We start from the raw sequence: 19,846 nt of genomic DNA on the forward strand, positions 1-19,846 counted from the left end.
AATGCGTGCCAGCTGATATGACGGATAATAAAGCTTTCATCAGCATCGGCTTATCATTTCATGCGCTCCATCCGACACAAGCTCATCTTGTTGACAGCGGTGTCCATTCTGGTCGCCACGATCAGCGTGACAGTCATCGCCTGCCTGAACATTCGCAATCATGCCTACGACGAAGCCAAGCGCGAGGTCACCCAGGTTCTGCAGCTGCAGGGCGGGCTGGTATCGGAATGGCTGACCGTGCGCAAGAACCTGATCACCGCCAGCCTGTCCCGCGCCGGCGACCCGCAGGCCAGCTACTACCTGCAGCAGATCGCCAAGGGCGGCGGCTTCAACATCATCTATGCCGGCCACGGCGACAGCGGCGAGATGTTCTACTCGGTGCCGGGCCGTCCCAAGCCGAGCGCCGACTACCAGCCGGCGCAGCGCCCGTGGTACCAGCAGGCCAAGGCGCAGGGCGGCATCATCGTCACCGATCCGTACAAGGATTCCGAGCCTGAGACCAAGGACAAGCTGGTGATCACCATCGCCGACAAGGCCCAGGGCCAGGAGATCGTGGTCGGCGGCGACATCCTGATCGACAAGCTGGTGAAGTCGGTGCTGGACATCAAGCTGGCCGGCGACGGCCATGCCTTCCTGCTGACCCGCCAGGGCAAAGTGATCGCCTATCCCAAGCCGGGCCAGGAGCTGCGCCCGATCAACGAGCTGATCCCGGGCCTGGACGACAGCCGCTTCCAGCAATTGGTGGGCAGCGGCGACGTGGCCCCGCTGGACATCGACGGCCGCACTTTCCTGGTGACGCTGAAGCCGGTGGCCAACACCGACTGGGTGATGGGCGTGGCCGCCGACGAGGAAGCGGTGCTGGCGCCGGTGACCCAGCTGATCTGGCTGATCTCCGGCGGCGTGGTCATCGTGCTGCTGGTGCTGGTGGCGCTGAGCTCCGGCTACCTGACCCGCCTGCTGCGCGGCCTGATCCAGGTGCGCGACGCCATGCATGAAATCTCGCAGGGCGAAGGCGATCTGACCCGCCGCATCGAGATCCACGGCGAAGACGAAGTGGCGCAGACCGCCGAGGCGTTCAACCAGTTCGTCGCCCGCCTGAACGGCATGTTCCGCGAGCTGCGCGGAGAAGCCGACCAACTGGCGCACGGCGTGATCGAAGTGGGCGGCGCGGTGAAGCAGGTGGCTGCCGATTCGCACCGTCTGGCCGACATCTCCAGCTCCAACGCCGCGGCGATCGAGGAGGTGACCGTCAGCATCTCGCATATCGCCGATGCCACCCGCGAGACCGATTCGCTGGCGCGCAACACCGGCGAACACTCGCGCGAGAGCGCCGGCGACATGCAGCGCATCAGCAACGAGATGGAGCAGACCAGCCAGTCGGTGAGCGAGCTGTCGGCGCTGCTGGCTTCGCTGGAGCAGCGTTCGCAGGAAATCTCCAAGATCACCAACGTGATCAGCGACATCGCCGACCAGACCAATCTGTTGGCGCTGAACGCGGCGATCGAAGCGGCGCGCGCCGGCGAGCAGGGACGCGGCTTCGCCGTGGTGGCCGACGAAGTGCGCAAGCTGGCCGAGCGCACCGGCAAGGCGACGGTGGAAATCAGCGAGATGGTGGAGAACATCCTGAGCGAAACCGGCAAGGCGGTGGGCAATATGCAGCGCACCGTCGGCGCGGTGGATACCAGCGTGGAGCTGACCAGCCAGGCGCGCGGCCGACTGATCGCCATCAGCGACGCGATGCAGCAGGTGATAGACAAGATCGGCGACGTGGCGCTGTCCACCAGCGAGCAGCACAACGCCACTACGGCGATGGCGCAGAGCACCGAGTCCATCAACAACCAGATCCTGGACTCCGACGCCGCGCTGCAGGGCGCGATGCAGACGCTGGAGTCGCTGAAGCAGCTGGCCCACAATATGCAGGGCGCGTTCGGTCGCTTCAAGCTGTAAGCTTTTCGCCGCGCCGGCTTGCCGGTGTGGCGAAAAAGCCATGGTTTGGCGGGTTTTTTTTCAGGAAAATCAAAACCATTTGCATAATTGATTGGCGCTTTATCCCCGTTCTTGTAAACGTTGTTTACAATCCGCCCGGTCTGAATACGCGCCAATCCTTACAAGCCGTGATGAACGGCATGCGCCGACGCGAGTCGGCGGAACACAAAGGGCGTCGTCGACGCCCTTTTCGCTGTCCGGAGGATTGGCAACGAGAGAGAAGCTACAAGTCGATTGCCATGAAATCCATACGAAGCAAGATTGCCCTGCTGCTGGCGCTGGCCATGCTGGTGGCCACGCTGAGCACCGCCGTCAGCGCCTATTTCCAATTCCGCGACAACCTGTCTGCCAGCGTTTCCACCCAGCTGGACCTGGCCATCACCGGCCAGCAGCGATTCGTCTCGTCCTGGCTGGAACAGCGCAAGCAGATCATCGCCAGCGCCGTGCGCCACGGCGGCGAGAGCGACCCCACCCTGTATCTGCAGCAACTGGCCGAAGCCGGCGGTTATGCCCAGATCTTCGTCGGCGACGGCGACAGCAAGGGCATGGTGTATTCCATTCCCGGCAAGCAGAAACCCAATCCTGACTACGATCCGGCCTCGCGCGCCTGGTTCAAGGCGGCCAAGGCGCAGGGCGGCGTGACCGTCACCGCGCCGTACAAGCCCGCCAGCGCGTCGATCAAGGATCTGGTGATCACCGTGGCCCAGGCCTTGCCGGCCGGCAACAAGGTGGTCGGCGGCGATATCGCCATCGGCCAGCTGGTGAAGTCGGTGCTGTCGGTGTCTTTGCCGGGCAACGGCTTCGTGTTCCTGATGGGCAAGGACGGCAAGCTGATAGCCTATCCCAAGGGCGACGCCGCGCTCAAGCCCTTGTCCGAGCTGATGCCGGGCATGGACGCCGCTCGCATCGCCGGCTTGCTGGACAAGCCGGAATTGGCGACGGTGCAGCTGGACGGCGTGAGCCGCATGCTGCGGCTGAGCTCGGTGGAGGGCAGCGACTGGGTGCTGGGCGTGGTGGTGGACCGCGAGCTGCTGGACGCGCCGTTGCGGCAGATGATGGTGTCGATGGCGCTGTCGCTGCTGGCGGCGCTGGCCGTCACCCAGCTGCTGGCCGGCGCGTATCTGCGCCGTTTGCTGCGCGGCCTGTTCCAGGTGCGCGACGCGCTGCGCGAGATATCGCAGGGCGAAGGCGACCTGACCCGCCGCATCGAGGCGGAGGGCAGCGATGAAGTGGCGCAGATGGCCGAGGCGTTCAACCAGTTCGTCGGCCGCCTGAACGCCATGTTCCGCGAGCTGCGCTCCGAAGCCGAGCAACTGGCGCAAGGGGTGATCGCGGTCGGCGCCGACGTGGCGCGGCTGGCCGAGGATTCTCACATGCTGGCCGACATCTCCAGCTCCAACGCCGCGGCGATCGAGCAGGTGACGGTGAGCATTTCCCACATCGCCGACGCCACCCGCGAAACCGACGAACTGGCGCGCGACACCGGCGCCAATTCCCAGGCCAGCGCCGAGGAGCTGCAGCGCATCAGCGGCGAAATGGCGCGCACCAGCCGGTCGGTGGGTGAGCTGTCGGCATTGCTGGCTTCGCTGCAGCAGCGCTCGCAGGAAATCTCCAAGATCACAGGCGTGATCCGCGACATCGCCGACCAGACCAATCTGTTGGCGCTGAATGCGGCGATCGAAGCCGCCCGCGCCGGCGAGCAGGGCCGCGGCTTCGCCGTGGTGGCCGACGAAGTGCGCAAGCTGGCCGAGCGCACCGGCAGCGCCACCGTCGAGATCGGCGACATGGTGCAGAACATCCTGGCTGAGACCGGCAAGGCAGTGGGCAATATGGACAGCACCATAGGCGCGGTGGACGGCAGCGCGGCGCAGACCGAGCTGGCGCGCGAGCGCCTGGTGGACATCACCCGCGCGATGAAGCTGGTGGTGGAGAAGATCGGCGATGTGGCGCTGTCCACCGGCGAGCAGCATAACGCCACCACCGCGATGGCGCAGAGCACCGAGTCGATCAACAACAAGATCCTGGATTCCGATGCGGCGCTGCAAAGCGCGCAGCGGACCTTGAGCACGCTGGACGGGGTGGCGCGCGGCATGCGGCAGGCGTTCAGCCGCTTCAAATTGTAAACGGGAGCCGTTTCCCGGCGCCGACGCCAGCCCGCGGGCTGGCGTTTTTATTGCCCAGACGCGAGAATGTCGCAACGTTATCAATCGGAAAAGGCTAATGATGAAGAAGTTATGCTTGCCGTTGCTGGCGCTGAGCCTGGCCGGCTGCGCGATGTTCCCCACCCAGCAGGGCTATGCGCAGAAGGTGTACCGCTGGCAGGGCCGCGACGTCAACGAGCTGCTGGCGCAGTGGGGCGCGCCGACCAAGACCATGCAGATGCCCAACGGCAACAGCCTGTACACCTATGTGAAGGAAAGCACCGAGCAGCGGCCGCTGCAGGAAAACACCCGTTACGAGCCGGGCACCAAGCTGACGATGACCGACAAGGACGGGCAGTCCCGGGTGGTGGAAACCCCGGGACGCTGGGTCAGCAACGGCGTGACCGGCGGCGGCACCGTCCACTACGAATGCACCACCAACTTCGTCATCGACAAGAAGACCAAGGAAGTGCTGAGCGTCAGCTTCGACGGCAACAACTGCCTGGCGGTGGAGCAGCAGTGATCAGCGCTTGGGCAGCTGCCACTCGCCCTTGTTGTCGAAGGGCAGGTCCTTGAAGCCGCCCAGGCCGTGCAGCTGGCCGCGCAGCTCGTAGTTCAGCTTGCCGCCGGGCAGCTGCTGCCAGTTGGCCAGCTGCCGTATCCAGGCGGCGAGCGAGGTATGCACCTGCAGCGTGACCGTGCCTTCGCCGCGCGAGGGGATGGACAGCGGCTGGCTGCTGCTGCCCCCGCCCAGTTTCTCGCCGCCCAGCATCAGCTCGAAGTCGACGCCGCTGGCGTTCAGCGGGATGGGATTGGGGTTGGCGACGCGCAGCGTCACCGCGAAATTCTGCTCGAACAGCGTGCTGCTGCCGGGCTCGATATTGCTGAGGCTGACTTCAGGCTTCTTCAGGCCCATGCTGCCGCAGCCGGCGAGCGAAAGCAGCAGCAGTGAGGAGCTAATCCACTTCTTCATGGCTGCATTCCAACAAGTTTGACGATGCCGGCATTCTACTGCCCTCTCCTGTGCGTTTGTGTAAACGTAATGTGCTGAATTGTTGCGCGGCATGATGTCAGGCCCCGTGGATGCGGATCCCTCCGTTGGACTTCTCGTGCTAGTTGGAGCGCGTTCGAGGAGAGCGGGTCATCTGGCTTGGACGTTGTGGATGCGGTGGTCAACGCGGCAGGGGATGGCTCCGTGGGATTTTGTTCACCTGCCTGCCATGTTGAAATTGGCGGAGGTTGCAGGGGAGGAGCCCTGCTGGCGGCGCGCGTGGTCAATGGCGGCGAATCGTGTTCGTGGCGGCTGCCGAGATCGCCAGCGCTTGGCTATGACGATAAAGGCTAGAGGTGAGGAGTGAACCAACTTTCTGGCCGGCCGGTTTGGCCGGCCAGGATGGTTACTTGTTGATCGCGATGAACGGATCCCACATGAAATAGCCTACATATTGGCCATTGCTGTTGTCGATCACGGCAAAGGACATCGTGTATTGAACCGTATCGGCGGTTTCGGAGTTGACCGTGCCCTGGCAGACATAGATGTGTTCGTTGTATTCCATCAGCGGCTCAGTGTTGCTCGGAATGTAATTCCGGACTGGCAGGTTCTGATAAGATACATTAGTGATTTTAGGTGGGGTGAAGGTGCTGTTGTAAATAAATGCGGAATAGTCAGACCCGGCGTCGAAAGTGGCCATGGTCCAGCGGATATTGTCGCCGGAATTGGCGCGGACCGTCAACTCCGAGCTTCCCTGATTGCTGGTATATTGGCTTTGCGTCAGCATGGAAATGAAGACGTCGGATTGTTGATAGGAGCCTAAGTTGGTCGGGCGATCCTTTGTCCCCGGCGATAGCATTTTGTCTTCGACTTGCTGGGCGAGCTTCTCCGCGTTGACTGCAACCAGGATGTTGATAGTCTTGCTCATTTTGTTTCCTTTCTGCGTCGTGTGAGAGCGATGCATGTCGCGCTCAGACTTTGCCGAGTGAATGGCTGTCTCGATTCGCGCCGGCATCGCCGGTTTTTATCCCAGACGTTTGGCGAATGGCTTTCCTCGCTTGCGACTAGGAAAGGCTGCATGCCTAAAGACCAGTTGGTCTGGCTGGAGTAAAAATCTGTTCCCAGTTTATCTATAAGGAAACTTTATATTCTGACGCAGCTCGCGGGCGTGAGTAGTGATATTTTGGCACCGGAGTGAGTGTCGGAAATGGAGAGTTTGCCTGTGCCCGGTATGGAGGATGACTGGGAATCGTTTTCTTCCAGACAAAATGCCAGCGGGTCTGGGCATGCATGATCAAATTAGTAGATCATTTTTTTATATGCAAGCATTCTCTGCCTTATAAGTATTTTCCGGCACTCAGGTGGCGGGAATTTTATTGTTGGAAAAATTTCTGATAACAGTCGTGGCTAATATATATTGTGCTTAAACTGATCTTTAGGATGGGGTAAATACGGTTTAGCTAAGAGGTTATACTGATGGAAATGAGGGTTGGTTATATGGCTGGCTTATTCTCAAGAGGGAGTGCTTCACGTTCATCTCGACGAACGTGGATTGGCTGGCGGGATGTGATCGCCGCTTTAGCCTAAGGGCTAGACATGCGAGGCTGGGTTGTGACAGGGGGCTTTGTGGGCTCGGAGAGCTATTGTCTGATTATGCGAGTGGACGAGCATCCAAAAGCAACAGGCCATCGGATGATGGCCTGTTGCTTTTGGAAACTCGGCGGAGAAAGACGCCTCATCGGCGTCCTGGCCGCGGTTGGCGGCCATCGGCTGCTGGTCGCGCTCTTCGCGCCAGTCTTCCAGTTCCGCCCAGAGCGAGTGTTTCTGAGATTGGCGCAGGCCGGATCGGCTGCGGCCGTGGGCACCTCCCTTTTTCAGGATGGCTGCGCAAGCCAGCGGATTGCGCGGTTTGATGGTGTGCATCGTGTTTCCTTGGTTGCGCGCGCCGGGATGGCGCGAGCGGCGATTGTCCGTCCGCGCGGCCGGCGGCGTCAACCGGGCAAGCAAAAAGCCGCCCAGGGGCGGCTTTCGCGTGCTTGGCGTCCTGCGCCGTCACACCATCAGGCTGGCGACCTTGGTGGTGATGATGTCCACCGCCGGATCGTTGGCGCCGTGCGGCAGGATCACGTCGGCGAAGCGCTTGGTCGGCTCGATGAACTGGTTGTGCATCGGGCGCACGGTGGACAGGTATTGCTCGATCACGTTTTCCATGGTGCGGCCGCGCTCGGCGATGTCGCGTTTCAGGCGGCGGATGAAGCGGACGTCGGAATCGGTGTCGACGAAGATCTTCAGCGACATCATCTCGCGCAGCGCGGCGTCGTACAGCGGGAACAGGCCTTCGATCACGATCACCGGCGCCGGCTGCACGGTGACGGTCTGGTCGGAGCGGGTGTGGTTGGAGAAATCATACACCGGCATCTCGATGGCGCGGCCGTTGCGCAGGTCGTCGATGTGGGCGATCAGCAGCGGCCAGTCGAATGCTTGCGGATGGTCGTAGTTGGTGCCCAGGCGCTGTTCGAAGGTCAGGTGGCTCTGGTCGCGATAGTAGTAGTCTTGGATGATCACCGCCGCCATCTCGGAACCAATGGTCTCCAGCACCTTGTTGGTTACCGTGGTTTTTCCGCTGCCGCTGCCGCCGGCAACGCCAATGATGAACGGGGTGCTCATGTGAAATCCTTGACGTAATGAAAATGTAAAAAACGCGCCATTCTAATGACTTATGGCGCGTTGATCCACCCGTTTTGCGACATTCTCTGACTCAGAACGGGCGTTTTCTTTCCGCCGCCGCCGCCGAATACCATTCCTGCATGGCGGGCAGGGACAGGATATGGCGGACATAGGCTTGCGAGCGCTCGGGCAGCTTGACGTTGTAGGTCTGGAAGCAGGTGCAGATCGGCGCGAAGCAGGCGTCGGCGATGGTGAAGCCGCCGAACAGGAATTCGCCGTCGGCGACGTGCCGCTCGCGCTGTTCCTCCCATAGGGCGATCACGCGGGCGATGTCGGATTCCAGCGCCGGCGAGCTCTCGTAGTCGACCTGGCGCAGCGTGATGTCCATCGGCAGGTTTTCGCGTAGCGCGGAAAAACCGGAGTGGACCTCGGCGACGATGGAGCGGGCGACAGCGCGCAGCGCGCTGTCGGTGGGCCACAGTCCGGCGGAGGGGAAGCATTCGGCCAGGTATTCGCTGATCGCCAGCGAGTCCCATATCCTGAGCTTGTCGTCCACCAGCACCGGCACCTTGCCGGCTGGATTGGCGGCCAGGATGCGGGCCTTGCTGTCGGACAGGTAGAGATCGATCTGCTGCTCCTTGAACGGCTCGTCCAGCATCTTCAGCAGCAGCCAGGGGCGCAGCGACCAGGGGGAGTAGTTCTTGTTGCCGATGATCAGGGTGAACATGGCGGCTCCGTAGCGGGGCGCCGGCGAAGGCCGGCGCGCGTCTATCGATGATAAACCTGCCGGCGGCGATTTTCACGCGCCGGCATGGCCGCAAGACAAAGGCCCCGTTTTGCGGGGCCTTTGCCGTGAAGCGGCATCACTCCGCTTCGTCTATCCACGCCTGCTGGATCGCCTCCAGCACGCGCTCGCCGCCGCGGGCGTGATCATCGTCGAAGCCGGGCAGGTCCACCACCCAGTTGTGCAGGTCGACGAAGCGCACGGACTTGGGATCCACCTCGGGATGGGCTTCGGCCAGTTCGATGGCGATGTCGTTCACGTCGGTCCATTTCATGCTGCTTGCCCTCCCTTCAGTGGTGTTCTCTAGCGTGGTTGATCGTGTACTTGGGAATTTCGATGACCAGGTCTTCGTCGGCGACGATGGCCTGGCACGACAGGCGCGATTGCGCCTCCAGGCCCCAGGCCTTGTCCAGCAGGTCTTCTTCCAGCTCGTCGGCCTCGTTCAGCGAGTTGCCGCCTTCGCGGACGATGCAGTGGCAGGTGGTGCAGGCGCAGGACATCTCACAGGCGTGCTCGATTTCGATGTCGTGGGCGAGCAGGGCGTCGCAGATGCTCTGGCCGGTTTCTACGTTGTCTATCACGGCACCTTCCGGACACAGGTCCGGATGGGGCAAAACGATGATGCGCGGCATGGCGTATCCTTACAGATCGGTAATCTTGTGGCCCTTCAGCGCGCGCTGGATGTTGCGGTCCATGCGGCGGGAGGCGAAGGTTTCGGTGGCGTGGTTCAGCGCGGCGCTGGCCTCGTTGATGCGGCGGGTGACACCCTCGGCGATGGCGGCGCCCACCGCGGCGGCGGCGGCTTCCACTGCGGCGCGCTCGGCGTCGTCCAGCAGATCGCCGTCCAGCGCCAGCGCGTTGACGGTGGCGTCGCGCAGGCTTTCGGCGTCGACGATGGCCTCGCGCAGCTTGCGCGCCTCGATGTCTTCCTGCACGTTGGCCAGGGAGTCGGTCAGCATGCGGCTGATCTCGTCGTCGGACAGGCCGTAGGATGGCTTGACCTCGATGCTGGACTCCACGCCCGAGGTCTGTTCGCGCGCGGTGACCGACAGCAGGCCGTCGGCGTCCACCTGGAAGGTGATGCGGATGCGCGCGGCGCCCGCCACCATCGGCGGAATGCCGGTCAGCGTGAACTTGGCCAGGCTGCGGCAATCGGAGACCAGCTCGCGCTCGCCCTGCAGCACGTGGATGGACATCGCGGTCTGGCCGTCCTTGAAGGTGGTGAAGTCCTGCGCGCGCGCCACCGGGATGGTGCTGTTGCGCGGGATGATCTTCTCGGTCAGGCCGCCCATGGTCTCGATGCCCAGCGACAGCGGCAGCACGTCGAGCAGCAGCCACTCGTCGTCCTGCTTGTTGCCGGCCAGCACATTGGCCTGGATGGCGGCGCCGAGCGCCACCACCTTGTCCGGGTCCAGGTTGGTCAGCGGCGCGCGGCCGAAGTAGTCGGCGACGGCCTTCTGCACGTGCGGCATGCGGGTGGCGCCGCCCACCATCACCACGCCCTGGATGTCCTCGGGCGCGATCCTGGCGTCGCGCAGCGCCTTGCGCACCGGCGTCAGGGTCTTGTCGACTAGCGTCTTGGTGATGGCGTGCAGCGTGGCCTGGTCCAGCTCCAGATCCAGCGACTGGCCGTCGGACAGGATCGCGGTGACGCGAGTGCTGGCGTGGTCGGTCAGCGCTTCCTTGGCTTCGCGGGCGCGGGTGTGCAGCAGGCGCATGTCGTGCGCCGACGGCGCGGTCACCCCGGCCTGCTCCAGCAGCCAGCAGAACACGCGGTGGTCGAAATCGTCGCCGCCCAGCGCGGAGTCGCCGCTGGTGGCCAGCACCTCGAACACGCCGCGGGTCAGCCGCAGGATGGACACGTCCAGCGTGCCTCCGCCTAGATCGTATACGACGTATGTGCCTTCGCTGCCGTTGTCCAGGCCGTAGGCGATGGCGGCGGCGGTGGGTTCGTTCAACAGGCGCAGCACATTGAGGCCGGCCAGGCGCGCGGCGTCCTTGGTGGCCTGGCGCTGGGCGTCGTCGAAGTAGGCGGGCACGGTGATCACCGCGCCGGTCAGCTCGCCGCCCAGGCTTTCTTCGGCGCGGTCTTTGAGCGCGCGCAGGATGTCGGACGACACCTCGACCGGGCTCTTGACGCCGGCGCGGGTGACCAGCTGCACCATGCCCGGCGCGTCGACGAAGCGGTAGGGCAGGCTGCCGGCATCCTTGATGTCGCTGACGCCGCGGCCCATGAAGCGCTTCACCGAGACGATGGTATTGTGCGGATCGCGGTTTTGTTCCTTCTGCGCGTCGTAGCCGACCGCCAGCACGCCCTCGTCGCCGTAGCGCACCACCGACGGCAGCAGGCTGCGGCCGTTCGCGTCAGGCAGCACGGCGGCGGAGCCGCTCCTGACGGTGGCGACCAGAGAATTGGTGGTGCCGAGGTCGATGCCCACGGCCAGACGATGCTGGTGGGGGGCGGCTGAGAGGCCGGGTTCGGCGATTTGCAGTAGAGCCATGTCTTGATCTTTATGTCGTTGCTCGGGAGCGGCGGCGCGCGGGACTCAGTCCAGCAGGTTTCCGATGGCGTCGCCGATCTCCTGGTCCAGCTTTTCCATGAAGCGCAATTTTCTCACCAGGACGGCGGCGGCGTCCAAGTCGGCGCGCGCGTCCAGCGAGGCTTCCAGTTCGGCTTGCAGGTTCTTGACCTCGGCGCGCAGGCGGCGCGACAACGATTCCAGCGCGTCCACGTCGGCGCGGGCGTCGTCTATGCTCTCGCGCCACTCCATCTGCGCCATCAGGAAGTCGCCCGGCATCCGGGTGTTGTTCTCTTCCTGGGTATCCACGCCGGACAGCTGCAGCAGGTAGCGGGCGCGGTTCAGCGGCGACTTCAGCGTCTGGTAGGCTTCGTTGACCCGGGTGGCCAGCATCAGCGCGCTGCGCTTTTCGGCGTCGGAGCTGGCGGCGTAGCGGTCGGGATGGACCTGGGCCGCCGCCGCGCGCCAGGCGGCGTCAAGCAGGGCGGCGTCGATGGCGAAGCGGCGCGGCAGTCCGAACAGGGAAAAGAAGTCCTGGTTGAAGTCGTGGTTCATCGATGCGTCCGGGCTAAGGCAGGGGCCAGAAAAACTCGGGGCGGAGCATCAGCGCTTGCGCGACAACGCTCCGCCCCGGGGCGGCGGCGGGTCAGACGTTGAAGCTCTCGCCGCAGCCGCACTCGTTCTTGACGTTGGGGTTGTTGAAGCGGAACCCCTCGTTCAGGCCTTCCTTCACATAGTCGAGCTCGGTGCCGTCGAGGTAGGCCAGGCTCTTGGCGTCGGTGTAGATGGCTACGCCGTAGCTTTCGAAACGGACATCTTCGCTGTTCTCGACATCGACGAACTCCAGCTTGTAGGCCATGCCGGAGCAGCCGGAGGTCTTGACGCCCAGACGCACGCCCAGGCCCTTGCCGCGCTTGGCGAGGAAGGCGCCGACATGCTGGGCGGCGCGTTCGGAAAGAGTGAGTGCCATCAGTCGCCTCCGCTTACTTGCCGTGTTTTTGCTTGTAGTCTTCCACCGCGGCCTTGATCGCGTCTTCGGCCAGGATGGAGCAGTGGATTTTCACTGGCGGCAGCGCCAGTTCCTCGGCGATGGCGGTGTTCTTGATCGACAGCGCCTCGTCCAGCGACTTGCCCTTCACCCACTCGGTCACCAGCGACGAGGAGGCGATGGCGGAGCCGCAGCCGTAGGTCTTGAACTTGGCGTCTTCGATCACGCCGTCCGCGCCCACCTTGATCTGCAGCTTCATCACGTCGCCACAGGCCGGCGCGCCGACCATGCCGGTGCCGATGCTGTCGTCGCCCTTGTCGAACGAGCCGACGTTGCGCGGGTTTTCGTAGTGGTCCAACACTTTTTCGCTGTATGCCATGTCTGTTCTCCTGCGGGCCGCGGCTTCTTTCAAAGTTTCCGCGGCCGGTAATCTGTTATCGGCTCAGTGGGCCGCCCATTGAACGCTGTTCAGATCCACGCCGTCCTTGTACATCTCCCACAGCGGGGACAGCTCGCGCAGCTTGCCGATCTTGGACTTCAGCAAGGCGATCGCGTAGTCGATCTCTTCCTCGGTGGTGAAGCGGCCCAGCGTGAAGCGGATGGAGCTGTGGGCCATTTCGTCGTTGCGGCCCAGCGCGCGCAGCACGTAGGACGGCTCCAGCGAGGCGGAGGTGCAGGCGGAGCCGCTGGACACGGCCAGATCCTTGATGGCCATGATCAGGCTCTCGCCCTCGACGAAGTTGAAGCTGACGTTGAGGTTGTGCGGCACGCGCTGGTCGGCGTCGCCGTTGATGTACACTTCTTCCATGTCCTGGATGCCGTTCCACAGGCGGTCGCGCAGCATGCGGATGCGCTCGCTTTCGCTGTCCATCTCTTCGCGGGCGATGCGGAAGGCTTCGCCCATGCCGACGATCTGGTGGGTGGCCAGGGTGCCGGAGCGGAAGCCGCGCTCGTGGCCGCCGCCGTGCATCTGAGCCTCAAGGCGCACGCGCGGCTTGCGGCGCACGTACAGCGCGCCGATGCCCTTCGGGCCGTAGGCCTTGTGCGCGGACAGGCTCATCAGGTCCACTTTCAGGGTGTTCAGGTCGATCTTGACCTTGCCCGGCGCCTGGGTGGCGTCGACGTGGAAGATGATGCCCTTCTCGCGGCAGATCTCGCCGATCTGCGGGATGTCCTGGATCACGCCGATTTCATTGTTCACGTACATCACGGACACCACGATGGTGTCGGGACGGATGGCGGCCTTGAAGGCGTCGATGTCGAGCAGGCCGTTTTCCTGCACGTCCATATAGGTGACCTCGAAGCCTTGGCGCTCGAGCTCGCGACAGGTGTCCAGCACCGCCTTGTGTTCGGTCTTGACGGTGATGATGTGCTTGCCCTTGCTCTTGTAGAACTGGGCTGCGCCCTTGATCGCCAGGTTGTCGGACTCGGTGGCGCCGGAGGTCCAGACGATTTCCTTCGAATCGGCACCGATCAGCTTGGCCACTTCGGCGCGCGCGTTCTCGACGGCTTCCTCGGCTTCCCAGCCGAAGCTGTGGCTGCGGGAGGCGGGGTTGCCGAACTTGCCGGTCAGATAGGGAATCATCTTTTCGGCGACGCGCGGGTCCACCGGGGTGGTGGCCGAGTAATCCAGATAGATCGGTAGCTTGGGCTGGCTCATTTATTTAATCTCCGCAAGATTTTTCGTGCGCTCACAGGGCGCTGCTGGCAGCTGCACGGGAGCTGCTACAGCTGTCGCGCTTGTCCTGCACGACGCTGCTCTCCTTGGCTTGCTGCTCTTTGGCGTGTTGTTCTTCCACCAGGCTGGCGAGGCTTACCTTGGAGAGGTAATCGAAAATGGTGACGTTGAGGTTGGTCCACAAGTCGTGGGTCATGCAGCGCTGGCTGCCGCGGCAGTTCTCGCGTCCGCCGCACTGGGTGGCGTCCACCGGCTCGTCCACGGCGACGATGATGTCGGCAACGGAGATGTCGCAGATTTGTTTGGCCAGCGTGTAGCCGCCGCCGGGACCGCGCACGCTGTCTACCAGTTCGGCGCGTCTGAGCTTGCCGAACAACTGCTCCAGGTAAGACAGCGAGATGCTCTGGCGCTCGCTGATGCCGGCCAGGGTGACCGGCCCGCCTCCCTCGCGCATCGCGAGGTCCAGCATCGCGGTGACGGCAAAACGTCCTTTGGTGGTAAGGCGCATGATGTTCAGTTCCGGTGGATGGTGGTTCTGCCTCAGATTATACCTAATATCCGACTAAAACAGTCAAGTATTTGGCGAGGCAATCCAGCGCCGGAAGTCGCAAAGTCGAGAATTTTACTTGGTTTAAGCCATTAAAGGCTATGGATTTCTTACACCTGCGCGCCGGCGGCTGTGTAGAATCGCTGCAATATTTTCGCGAAATCCGCCCGCAAGGGCGCCGAGTGGCGGCGGGCGCAACCGGCCGGGCCGAGGAAGGCCGGGTTCGCCGCCACGCTTTCGTTCCTGTTCACTGGGATGAGGACATAAAAAAGATGCATAAGGTTGTTATCAGCGGGACGGGCTTGTTCACCCCTCCCCACGCGGTCGGCAACGCCGAACTGGTCGAGGCGTTCAATGCCTACGTGCGCGGACGCAACGAGGCCCACGCGGCCGACATCGCCGCCGGCTCGATGGAACCGCTGGCCGAATCCAGCGCCGAATTCATCGAAAAGGCTTCCGGCATCAAGCAGCGCTTCCTGATGGATAAGGACGGCGTGCTGGATCCGGCGAGAATGACGCCCCATCTGCCCGAGCGCGGCAACGACGAGTTGTCAGTGCAGGCGGAGATGGCCGTGGCCGCCGCCAGGCAGGCGCTGGAGGCCGCCGGCCGCGCCGCCGCCGACATCGACATGGTGATCGTCGCCTGCTCCAATATGCAGCGCCCCTATCCGGCGATGGCGATCGAAGTGCAGCAGGCGTTGGGAATCGATGGCTACGCCTTCGACATGAACGTGGCCTGCTCGTCGGCGACATTCGGCATCCAGACCGCGGTCAACGCCGTGGCCGCCGGCCAGGCGCGCGCGGTGCTGATGGTGAATCCGGAGATCTGTTCCGCCCACCTGAACTTCCGCGACCGCGACAGCCACTTCATCTTCGGCGACGCCTGCACCGCGGTGGTGCTGGAGCGCGCCGACGCCGCGGTTTCCGAGCGCCGCTTCGAGGTGCTGGGCTGCAAGCTGGCGACGGTTTTCTCCAACAACATCCGCAACAACTTCGGCTTCCTGAACCGTTGCGACGAGACTGGCGTCGGCCAGCCCGACAAGCTGTTCGTCCAGCAGGGGCGCAAGGTGTTCAAAGAGGTGTGTCCGATGGTGGGCGAGCACATCGTCGACCACCTGGGCAGCCTGGGCATCGCGCCGGAAGGCGTGCGCCGCTTCTGGCTGCACCAGGCCAACCTGGCGATGAATCAGCTGATCGCCCGCCGCGTGCTCGGCCGGGAGGCCGATACGGTGGAGGCCCCGGTGATTCTGGACCGTTACGCCAACACCAGTTCCGCCGGCTCCATCATCGCCTTCCATCTTCATTCGCATGATTTGAGTGCTGGAGATGTTGGCGTCATTTCATCGTTCGGAGCCGGCTATTCCGTGGGTTCCGTCATATTGCGCCGCGTGTAGTTCACTTTCCGTTTACGAATTGTCATAGTCGGAATGCGCATGAAAAGTCAGAGGGCGCTTGTCAAAAGCGCCCTCTGTGAATAATGTATCCCCCACCAGCCGAAGCCTAGACATGCTCAGGTTGAATATCAGAAAAGACTAATTAGTCTGTACAAAGGAAGGGAAACATTATGCAAACTTTCAAGAAGTTGCTGCTTGCTGGCGCGATTGCTGGGGCTTCCGTGGCATCGCAGGCTGCCGGGACATTGGTGTTTTGTTCCGAGGGCAGCCCGGCGGGCTTTGACCCGGGCCAGTACACCTCCGGCACCGACTTTGACGCCTCGGCCGAAACCGTGTTCAACCGCTTGGTGCAATTCCAGCGCGGCGGCACCAAAGTGATCCCGGGTCTGGCCGAGAAATGGGATGTGTCTTCGGATGGACTGTCCTACACCTTTCATCTGCGCAAGGGCGTGAAGTTCCAGACCACCGACTACTTCAAGCCGACCCGCGAATTCAACGCCGACGACGTGGCCTTCACCTTCGACCGCATGCTCAACAAGGGCAACGCGTTCCGCAAGGCTTACCCGACCGAATTCCCTTACTTCACCGACATGGGCATGGACGCCAACATCGCCAAGGTGGAGAAGGTAGACCCGTACACCATCAAGTTCTCGCTGAAGAAGGTGGATGCCGCCTTCCTGCAGAACCTGGCGATGAGCTTCGCCTCCATCCAGTCTGCCGAGTACGCGGACAAGCTGCTGAAGGACGGCAAGCCGCAGCTGATCAACCAGCAGCCGGTGGGCACCGGCCCGTTCATCTTCAAGCGCTACCAGAAGGACGCGCAGATCCGCTTTGCGGCCAACAAGGATTACTGGAACAAGGCCGACGGCCCGAAGGTGGACAACCTGGTGTTCGCGATCACCACCGACCCGTCGGTGCGCTACCAGAAGCTGAAGGCCGGCGAGTGCCAGATCACCACCTATCCGCGTCCGACCGACATCGCCGCGATGAAGGCCGATCCGAAAATGAGCGTGATGTCCCAGGCCGGCTTCAACCTGGGCTACCTGGCCTACAACGTCAAGCACAAGCCGCTGGACAAGCTGGAAGTGCGCGAGGCGCTGGACATGGCCATCAACAAGAAAGCCATCCTGCAGGCGGTGTACCAGGGCGCAGGCCAGGCCGCGACCAACCCGATGCCGCCGACCCAGTGGTCGTACAACAAGAGCCTGAAGGACGCGCCGTACGACGTGGCCAAGGCCAAGGCGCTGCTGGCCAAGGCCGGCTACCCGAACGGCTTCGACATCTCGCTGTGGGCGATGCCGGTTCAGCGTCCGTACAACCCCAACGCCAAGCTGATGGCGGAAATGGTGCAGGCCGACTGGGCCAAGATCGGCGTCAAGGCCAAGATCACCTCCTACGAGTGGGGCGAGTACCTGAAGCGCGCCAAGGCCGGCGAGCACGACTCGATGCTGATCGGCTGGACCGGCGACAACGGCGATCCGGACAACTGGCTGGGCGTGCTGTTCGGCTGCGACGCGATGAACGGCAACAACTTCTCCAAGTTCTGCTACAAACCGTTCGAAGACCTGATCCAGAAGGGCAAGTCCACTTCCAACGTCGCCGAGCGCACCAAGCTGTACATGAAGGCGCAGGAGATCGTGAAGCAGCAGGTGCCGATGACCACCATCGCCCACTCCACCGTCAATCAGCCGATGCTGAAGTCGGTGCAGGGCTTCAAGGTCAGCCCGTTCGGCCTGAACTCCTTCTACGGCGTCAGCGTCAAGTAAGCCTGGTTTCACACAAGGCGTAACCGTAATCGGCGGCGGGGCGAACGCTCCGTCCGCCTGGCGTAAGTGCCGTCGCATCCAGTCCTCCGGCAGAGAGGGCGGCCGCGGCGGCATGGCAGTGTCTGCACAGGAAAATGGTTAGAGATGGGGCGACGGTCGGCCGGCGGTGACGGCGGCTTGACCTGCGTCAAGCGGGACGGGACAGCGCGCTGGTATTGTCTCTCCTGCCGCGACAGTGGATGCAGCTAATGCTGGTGGGTGGTTTAGTTGCCAGTCTGCTGTCCGGCACCCGGTTCTCTCTTTCGCGCCCTCACGGCGCGTCTTGCGTTTCTACCTTTCCTGTTCGGATTCCTTGCACGCGATGTCTAGGTCTGAGGACGCCGCGCCATGCGCGCGTCCGGGAGAGGTTTCCATGTTTTCATTCATCCTGCGAAGGCTGGGCCTGCTGGTGCCCACCTTCTTCGGCATCACGCTGCTGACTTTCGCGCTGATCCGCCTGATCCCCGGCGACCCGGTGGAAGTGATGGTGGGCGAGCGCACGCTAGACCCCCAGATGCATGCCGAAGCATTGCATCGGCTGGGGCTGGACAAGCCGCTGTACGCGCAATACTTCGACTACGTCGTCAATCTGCTGCACGGCAATCTCGGCGAGTCGCTGGTGACCAAGACCAGCGTCTGGGCCGAGTTCAAGACCCTGTTCCCCGCCACGCTGGAGCTGGCGCTGTCCGCGCTGCTGTTCGCCATGGTGTGGGGGCTGCTGGCCGGCGTGCTGGCCGCCATCAAGCGCGGTTCGATATTCGACCACGGCGTGATGGGCGTTTCGCTGACCGGCTTCTCGATGCCCATCTTCTGGTGGGGCCTGATCCTGATCATGTTCTTCTCGGTCAAGCTGGGCTGGACGCCGGTATCGGGCCGGATGGACCTGATGTTCGACATCCATCCCAAGACCGGCTTCATGCTGATCGACAGCTGGCTGGCCGAGGCGGCCGATCCCGAGGGCAACGCCGGCGCGTTCAAGAGCGCGCTGTCGCACCTGATCCTGCCGTCCATCGTGCTGGGCACCATTCCGCTGGCGGTGATCGCGCGGATGACCCGCTCGTCGATGCTGGAAGTGCTGCGCGAGGACTACGTCCGCACCGCGCGCGCTAAGGGCCTGTCGCCGGCCCGCGTCATCTTCATCCACACCCTGCGCAACGCGCTGATCCCGGTGCTGACCGTGATCGGCCTGCAAGTGGGCACGCTGATGGGCGGCGCGGTGCTGACCGAAACCATCTTCTCCTGGCCCGGCATCGGCAAGTGGCTGATCGACGCCATCGCCCGCCGCGACTACCCGGTGGTGCAGAACGGCATCCTGATGGTGGCCACGCTGGTGATCGTCACCAACTTCGTCGTCGACATCCTGTACGGCATCGCCAATCCGCGCATCCGTCACGCCAAGTAAGCAGGGACGCAACATGAGCCAAACCAATCAAACCGCGGCCGCGCAGACGGCCGACCTGGCACTGTCCTATCCGTCTCCGCTGAAGGAGTTCTGGCAGGGCTTTTCCCACAACAAGGGCGCGGTCGCCGGCCTGGTCTTCGTGCTGTTCATCGTCGCCTGTGCGCTGCTGGCGCCGGTCATCGCGCCGTACAGCCCGATCGAGCAGTACCGCGACCACATGCTGACGCCGCCGGCCTGGGAGGCCGCCGGCAGCGCGCAATTCCTGTTCGGCACCGACGAATTGGGCCGCGACATCCTGTCGCGCCTGATCTACGGCGCGCGGCTGTCGCTGTTCATCGGCCTGATGTCGGTGCTGATGGCGCTGGTGCCGGGCGTGATCCTGGGCCTGTTGGCGGCGTTCTTCCCCAAGGTGCTGGGCGCTTCCATCATGCGCTTGATGGACATCATGATGGCGCTGCCGTCCTTGCTGCTGGCCGTGGCCATCATGGCCATCCTGGGGCCGGGCCTGACCAACGCGATGATCGCCATCGCCACCGTGTCGCTGCCGGCCTACGTGCGCCTGACCCGCGCGTCGGCGATGACCGAGCTGAACCGCGATTACGTGGTGGCTTCGCGCGTGGCCGGCGCCGGGCTGGGCCGCCTGATGTTCGTCACCGTGCTGCCCAACTGCATGGCGCCCTTGATCGTGCACGCCACCATGAGCTTCTCCTCCGCCATCCTCGAAATCGCCGCGCTGGGCTTCCTGGGCCTGGGCGTGCAGCCGCCGACCGCCGAGTGGGGCACCATGCTGGCCTCGGCCCGCGACTACATCGAGAGCGCCTGGTGGGTGGTGACCCTGCCGGGCCTGACCATCCTGCTGTCGGTGCTGGCGATCAACCTGATGGGCGACGGCCTGCGCGACGCGCTGGACCCGAAGCTGAAGCGCGCCGCCTGAGGACAAGAAC

At 63.3% G+C, this 19,846-nt stretch carries 20 protein-coding genes; 7 read left to right on the forward strand and 13 right to left on the reverse strand.

Translation table 11 applies throughout. The features are described 5' to 3' along the window. Window positions 1-60: 60 nt before the first annotated feature. The 3 genes from ACY3GB_RS18970 (at window position 61) to ACY3GB_RS18980 (ending at window position 4,650) form a co-directional block, all read left to right on the forward strand. Window positions 61-1,947 carry a methyl-accepting chemotaxis protein gene (locus ACY3GB_RS18970; protein WP_463090095.1) on the forward strand — a complete coding sequence of 629 codons (1,887 nt, stop codon included), beginning with the start codon at window positions 61-63 and terminating at the stop codon, window positions 1,945-1,947. A gap of 278 nt (window positions 1,948-2,225) precedes the next feature. After that, on the forward strand, window positions 2,226-4,109 hold the full coding sequence (locus tag ACY3GB_RS18975; RefSeq protein ID WP_463090096.1) for a methyl-accepting chemotaxis protein: 1,884 nt from the start codon (window positions 2,226-2,228) through the stop codon (window positions 4,107-4,109). Window positions 4,110-4,206: 97 nt separating this feature from the next. Then, the gene (locus ACY3GB_RS18980; RefSeq protein WP_231179512.1) at window positions 4,207-4,650 is read left to right on the forward strand and encodes a hypothetical protein; all 444 of its coding nucleotides are present in this window, start codon (window positions 4,207-4,209) and stop codon (window positions 4,648-4,650) included. On the opposite strand, the gene ACY3GB_RS18985 is transcribed toward ACY3GB_RS18980, so the two are convergent. From ACY3GB_RS18985 to iscR, 13 genes are all read right to left on the reverse strand, one after another. Beyond that, the gene (locus ACY3GB_RS18985; RefSeq protein WP_463090097.1) at window positions 4,651-5,100 is read right to left on the reverse strand and encodes an LEA/WHy family protein; all 450 of its coding nucleotides are present in this window, start codon (window positions 5,098-5,100) and stop codon (window positions 4,651-4,653) included. Window positions 5,101-5,524: 424 nt separating this feature from the next. Continuing rightward, on the reverse strand, window positions 5,525-6,046 hold the full coding sequence (locus ACY3GB_RS18990; RefSeq protein WP_463090098.1) for an AidA/PixA family protein: 522 nt from the start codon (window positions 6,044-6,046) through the stop codon (window positions 5,525-5,527). A gap of 662 nt (window positions 6,047-6,708) precedes the next feature. After that, window positions 6,709-7,041, reverse strand: a complete 333-nt coding sequence (locus ACY3GB_RS18995) for a hypothetical protein (protein ID WP_463090099.1) — start codon at window positions 7,039-7,041, stop codon at window positions 6,709-6,711. Between the two features lie 129 nt (window positions 7,042-7,170). Then, on the reverse strand, window positions 7,171-7,785 hold the full coding sequence (gene udk, locus ACY3GB_RS19000) for a uridine kinase (protein WP_463090100.1): 615 nt from the start codon (window positions 7,783-7,785) through the stop codon (window positions 7,171-7,173). A gap of 91 nt (window positions 7,786-7,876) precedes the next feature. Then, complete coding sequence (locus tag ACY3GB_RS19005) at window positions 7,877-8,512, reverse strand: glutathione S-transferase family protein (RefSeq protein WP_463090101.1); 636 nt, start codon at window positions 8,510-8,512, stop codon at window positions 7,877-7,879. A 136-nt stretch (window positions 8,513-8,648) separates the two neighbouring features. Then, window positions 8,649-8,843: a Fe-S cluster assembly protein IscX gene (gene iscX, locus ACY3GB_RS19010; protein WP_463090102.1), complete on the reverse strand. Its 195-nt coding sequence runs from the start codon at window positions 8,841-8,843 to the stop codon at window positions 8,649-8,651. 16 nt (window positions 8,844-8,859) lie between these two features. Beyond that, window positions 8,860-9,201: an ISC system 2Fe-2S type ferredoxin gene (fdx, locus tag ACY3GB_RS19015; RefSeq protein WP_021478295.1), complete on the reverse strand. Its 342-nt coding sequence runs from the start codon at window positions 9,199-9,201 to the stop codon at window positions 8,860-8,862. A 9-nt stretch (window positions 9,202-9,210) separates the two neighbouring features. Continuing rightward, window positions 9,211-11,070 (reverse strand): Fe-S protein assembly chaperone HscA, encoded by a 1,860-nt coding sequence (gene hscA, locus ACY3GB_RS19020; RefSeq protein WP_463090103.1) that lies wholly within the window; start codon window positions 11,068-11,070, stop codon window positions 9,211-9,213. 45 nt (window positions 11,071-11,115) lie between these two features. After that, window positions 11,116-11,643, reverse strand: a complete 528-nt coding sequence (gene hscB / locus ACY3GB_RS19025; protein WP_463090104.1) for a Fe-S protein assembly co-chaperone HscB — start codon at window positions 11,641-11,643, stop codon at window positions 11,116-11,118. A gap of 91 nt (window positions 11,644-11,734) precedes the next feature. Then, on the reverse strand, window positions 11,735-12,058 hold the full coding sequence (gene iscA / locus ACY3GB_RS19030; RefSeq protein WP_463090105.1) for an iron-sulfur cluster assembly protein IscA: 324 nt from the start codon (window positions 12,056-12,058) through the stop codon (window positions 11,735-11,737). A 13-nt stretch (window positions 12,059-12,071) separates the two neighbouring features. Beyond that, the gene (iscU, locus tag ACY3GB_RS19035; RefSeq protein WP_043628269.1) at window positions 12,072-12,455 is read right to left on the reverse strand and encodes a Fe-S cluster assembly scaffold IscU; all 384 of its coding nucleotides are present in this window, start codon (window positions 12,453-12,455) and stop codon (window positions 12,072-12,074) included. A gap of 63 nt (window positions 12,456-12,518) precedes the next feature. Continuing rightward, window positions 12,519-13,736 (reverse strand): IscS subfamily cysteine desulfurase, encoded by a 1,218-nt coding sequence (locus tag ACY3GB_RS19040; protein ID WP_463090106.1) that lies wholly within the window; start codon window positions 13,734-13,736, stop codon window positions 12,519-12,521. Window positions 13,737-13,767: 31 nt separating this feature from the next. Continuing rightward, complete coding sequence (gene iscR / locus ACY3GB_RS19045; RefSeq protein WP_463090107.1) at window positions 13,768-14,262, reverse strand: Fe-S cluster assembly transcriptional regulator IscR; 495 nt, start codon at window positions 14,260-14,262, stop codon at window positions 13,768-13,770. Between the two features lie 311 nt (window positions 14,263-14,573). On the opposite strand from iscR, the gene ACY3GB_RS19050 reads away from it, so the two are divergent. The 4 genes from ACY3GB_RS19050 (at window position 14,574) to ACY3GB_RS19065 (ending at window position 19,836) form a co-directional block, all read left to right on the forward strand. Then, window positions 14,574-15,695: a beta-ketoacyl-ACP synthase III gene (locus ACY3GB_RS19050; protein ID WP_463090108.1), complete on the forward strand. Its 1,122-nt coding sequence runs from the start codon at window positions 14,574-14,576 to the stop codon at window positions 15,693-15,695. A 170-nt stretch (window positions 15,696-15,865) separates the two neighbouring features. Next, complete coding sequence (locus ACY3GB_RS19055) at window positions 15,866-17,461, forward strand: ABC transporter substrate-binding protein (protein ID WP_463090109.1); 1,596 nt, start codon at window positions 15,866-15,868, stop codon at window positions 17,459-17,461. Window positions 17,462-17,873: 412 nt separating this feature from the next. Next, window positions 17,874-18,902 (forward strand): ABC transporter permease subunit, encoded by a 1,029-nt coding sequence (locus ACY3GB_RS19060; RefSeq protein WP_463090110.1) that lies wholly within the window; start codon window positions 17,874-17,876, stop codon window positions 18,900-18,902. Between the two features lie 13 nt (window positions 18,903-18,915). Then, window positions 18,916-19,836, forward strand: coding sequence for an ABC transporter permease subunit (locus ACY3GB_RS19065; RefSeq protein WP_463090111.1), 921 nt, complete (start codon window positions 18,916-18,918; stop codon window positions 19,834-19,836). Window positions 19,837-19,846 lie beyond the last annotated feature (10 nt).

The organism is Chromobacterium sp. Ag138 (assembly GCF_055181315.1).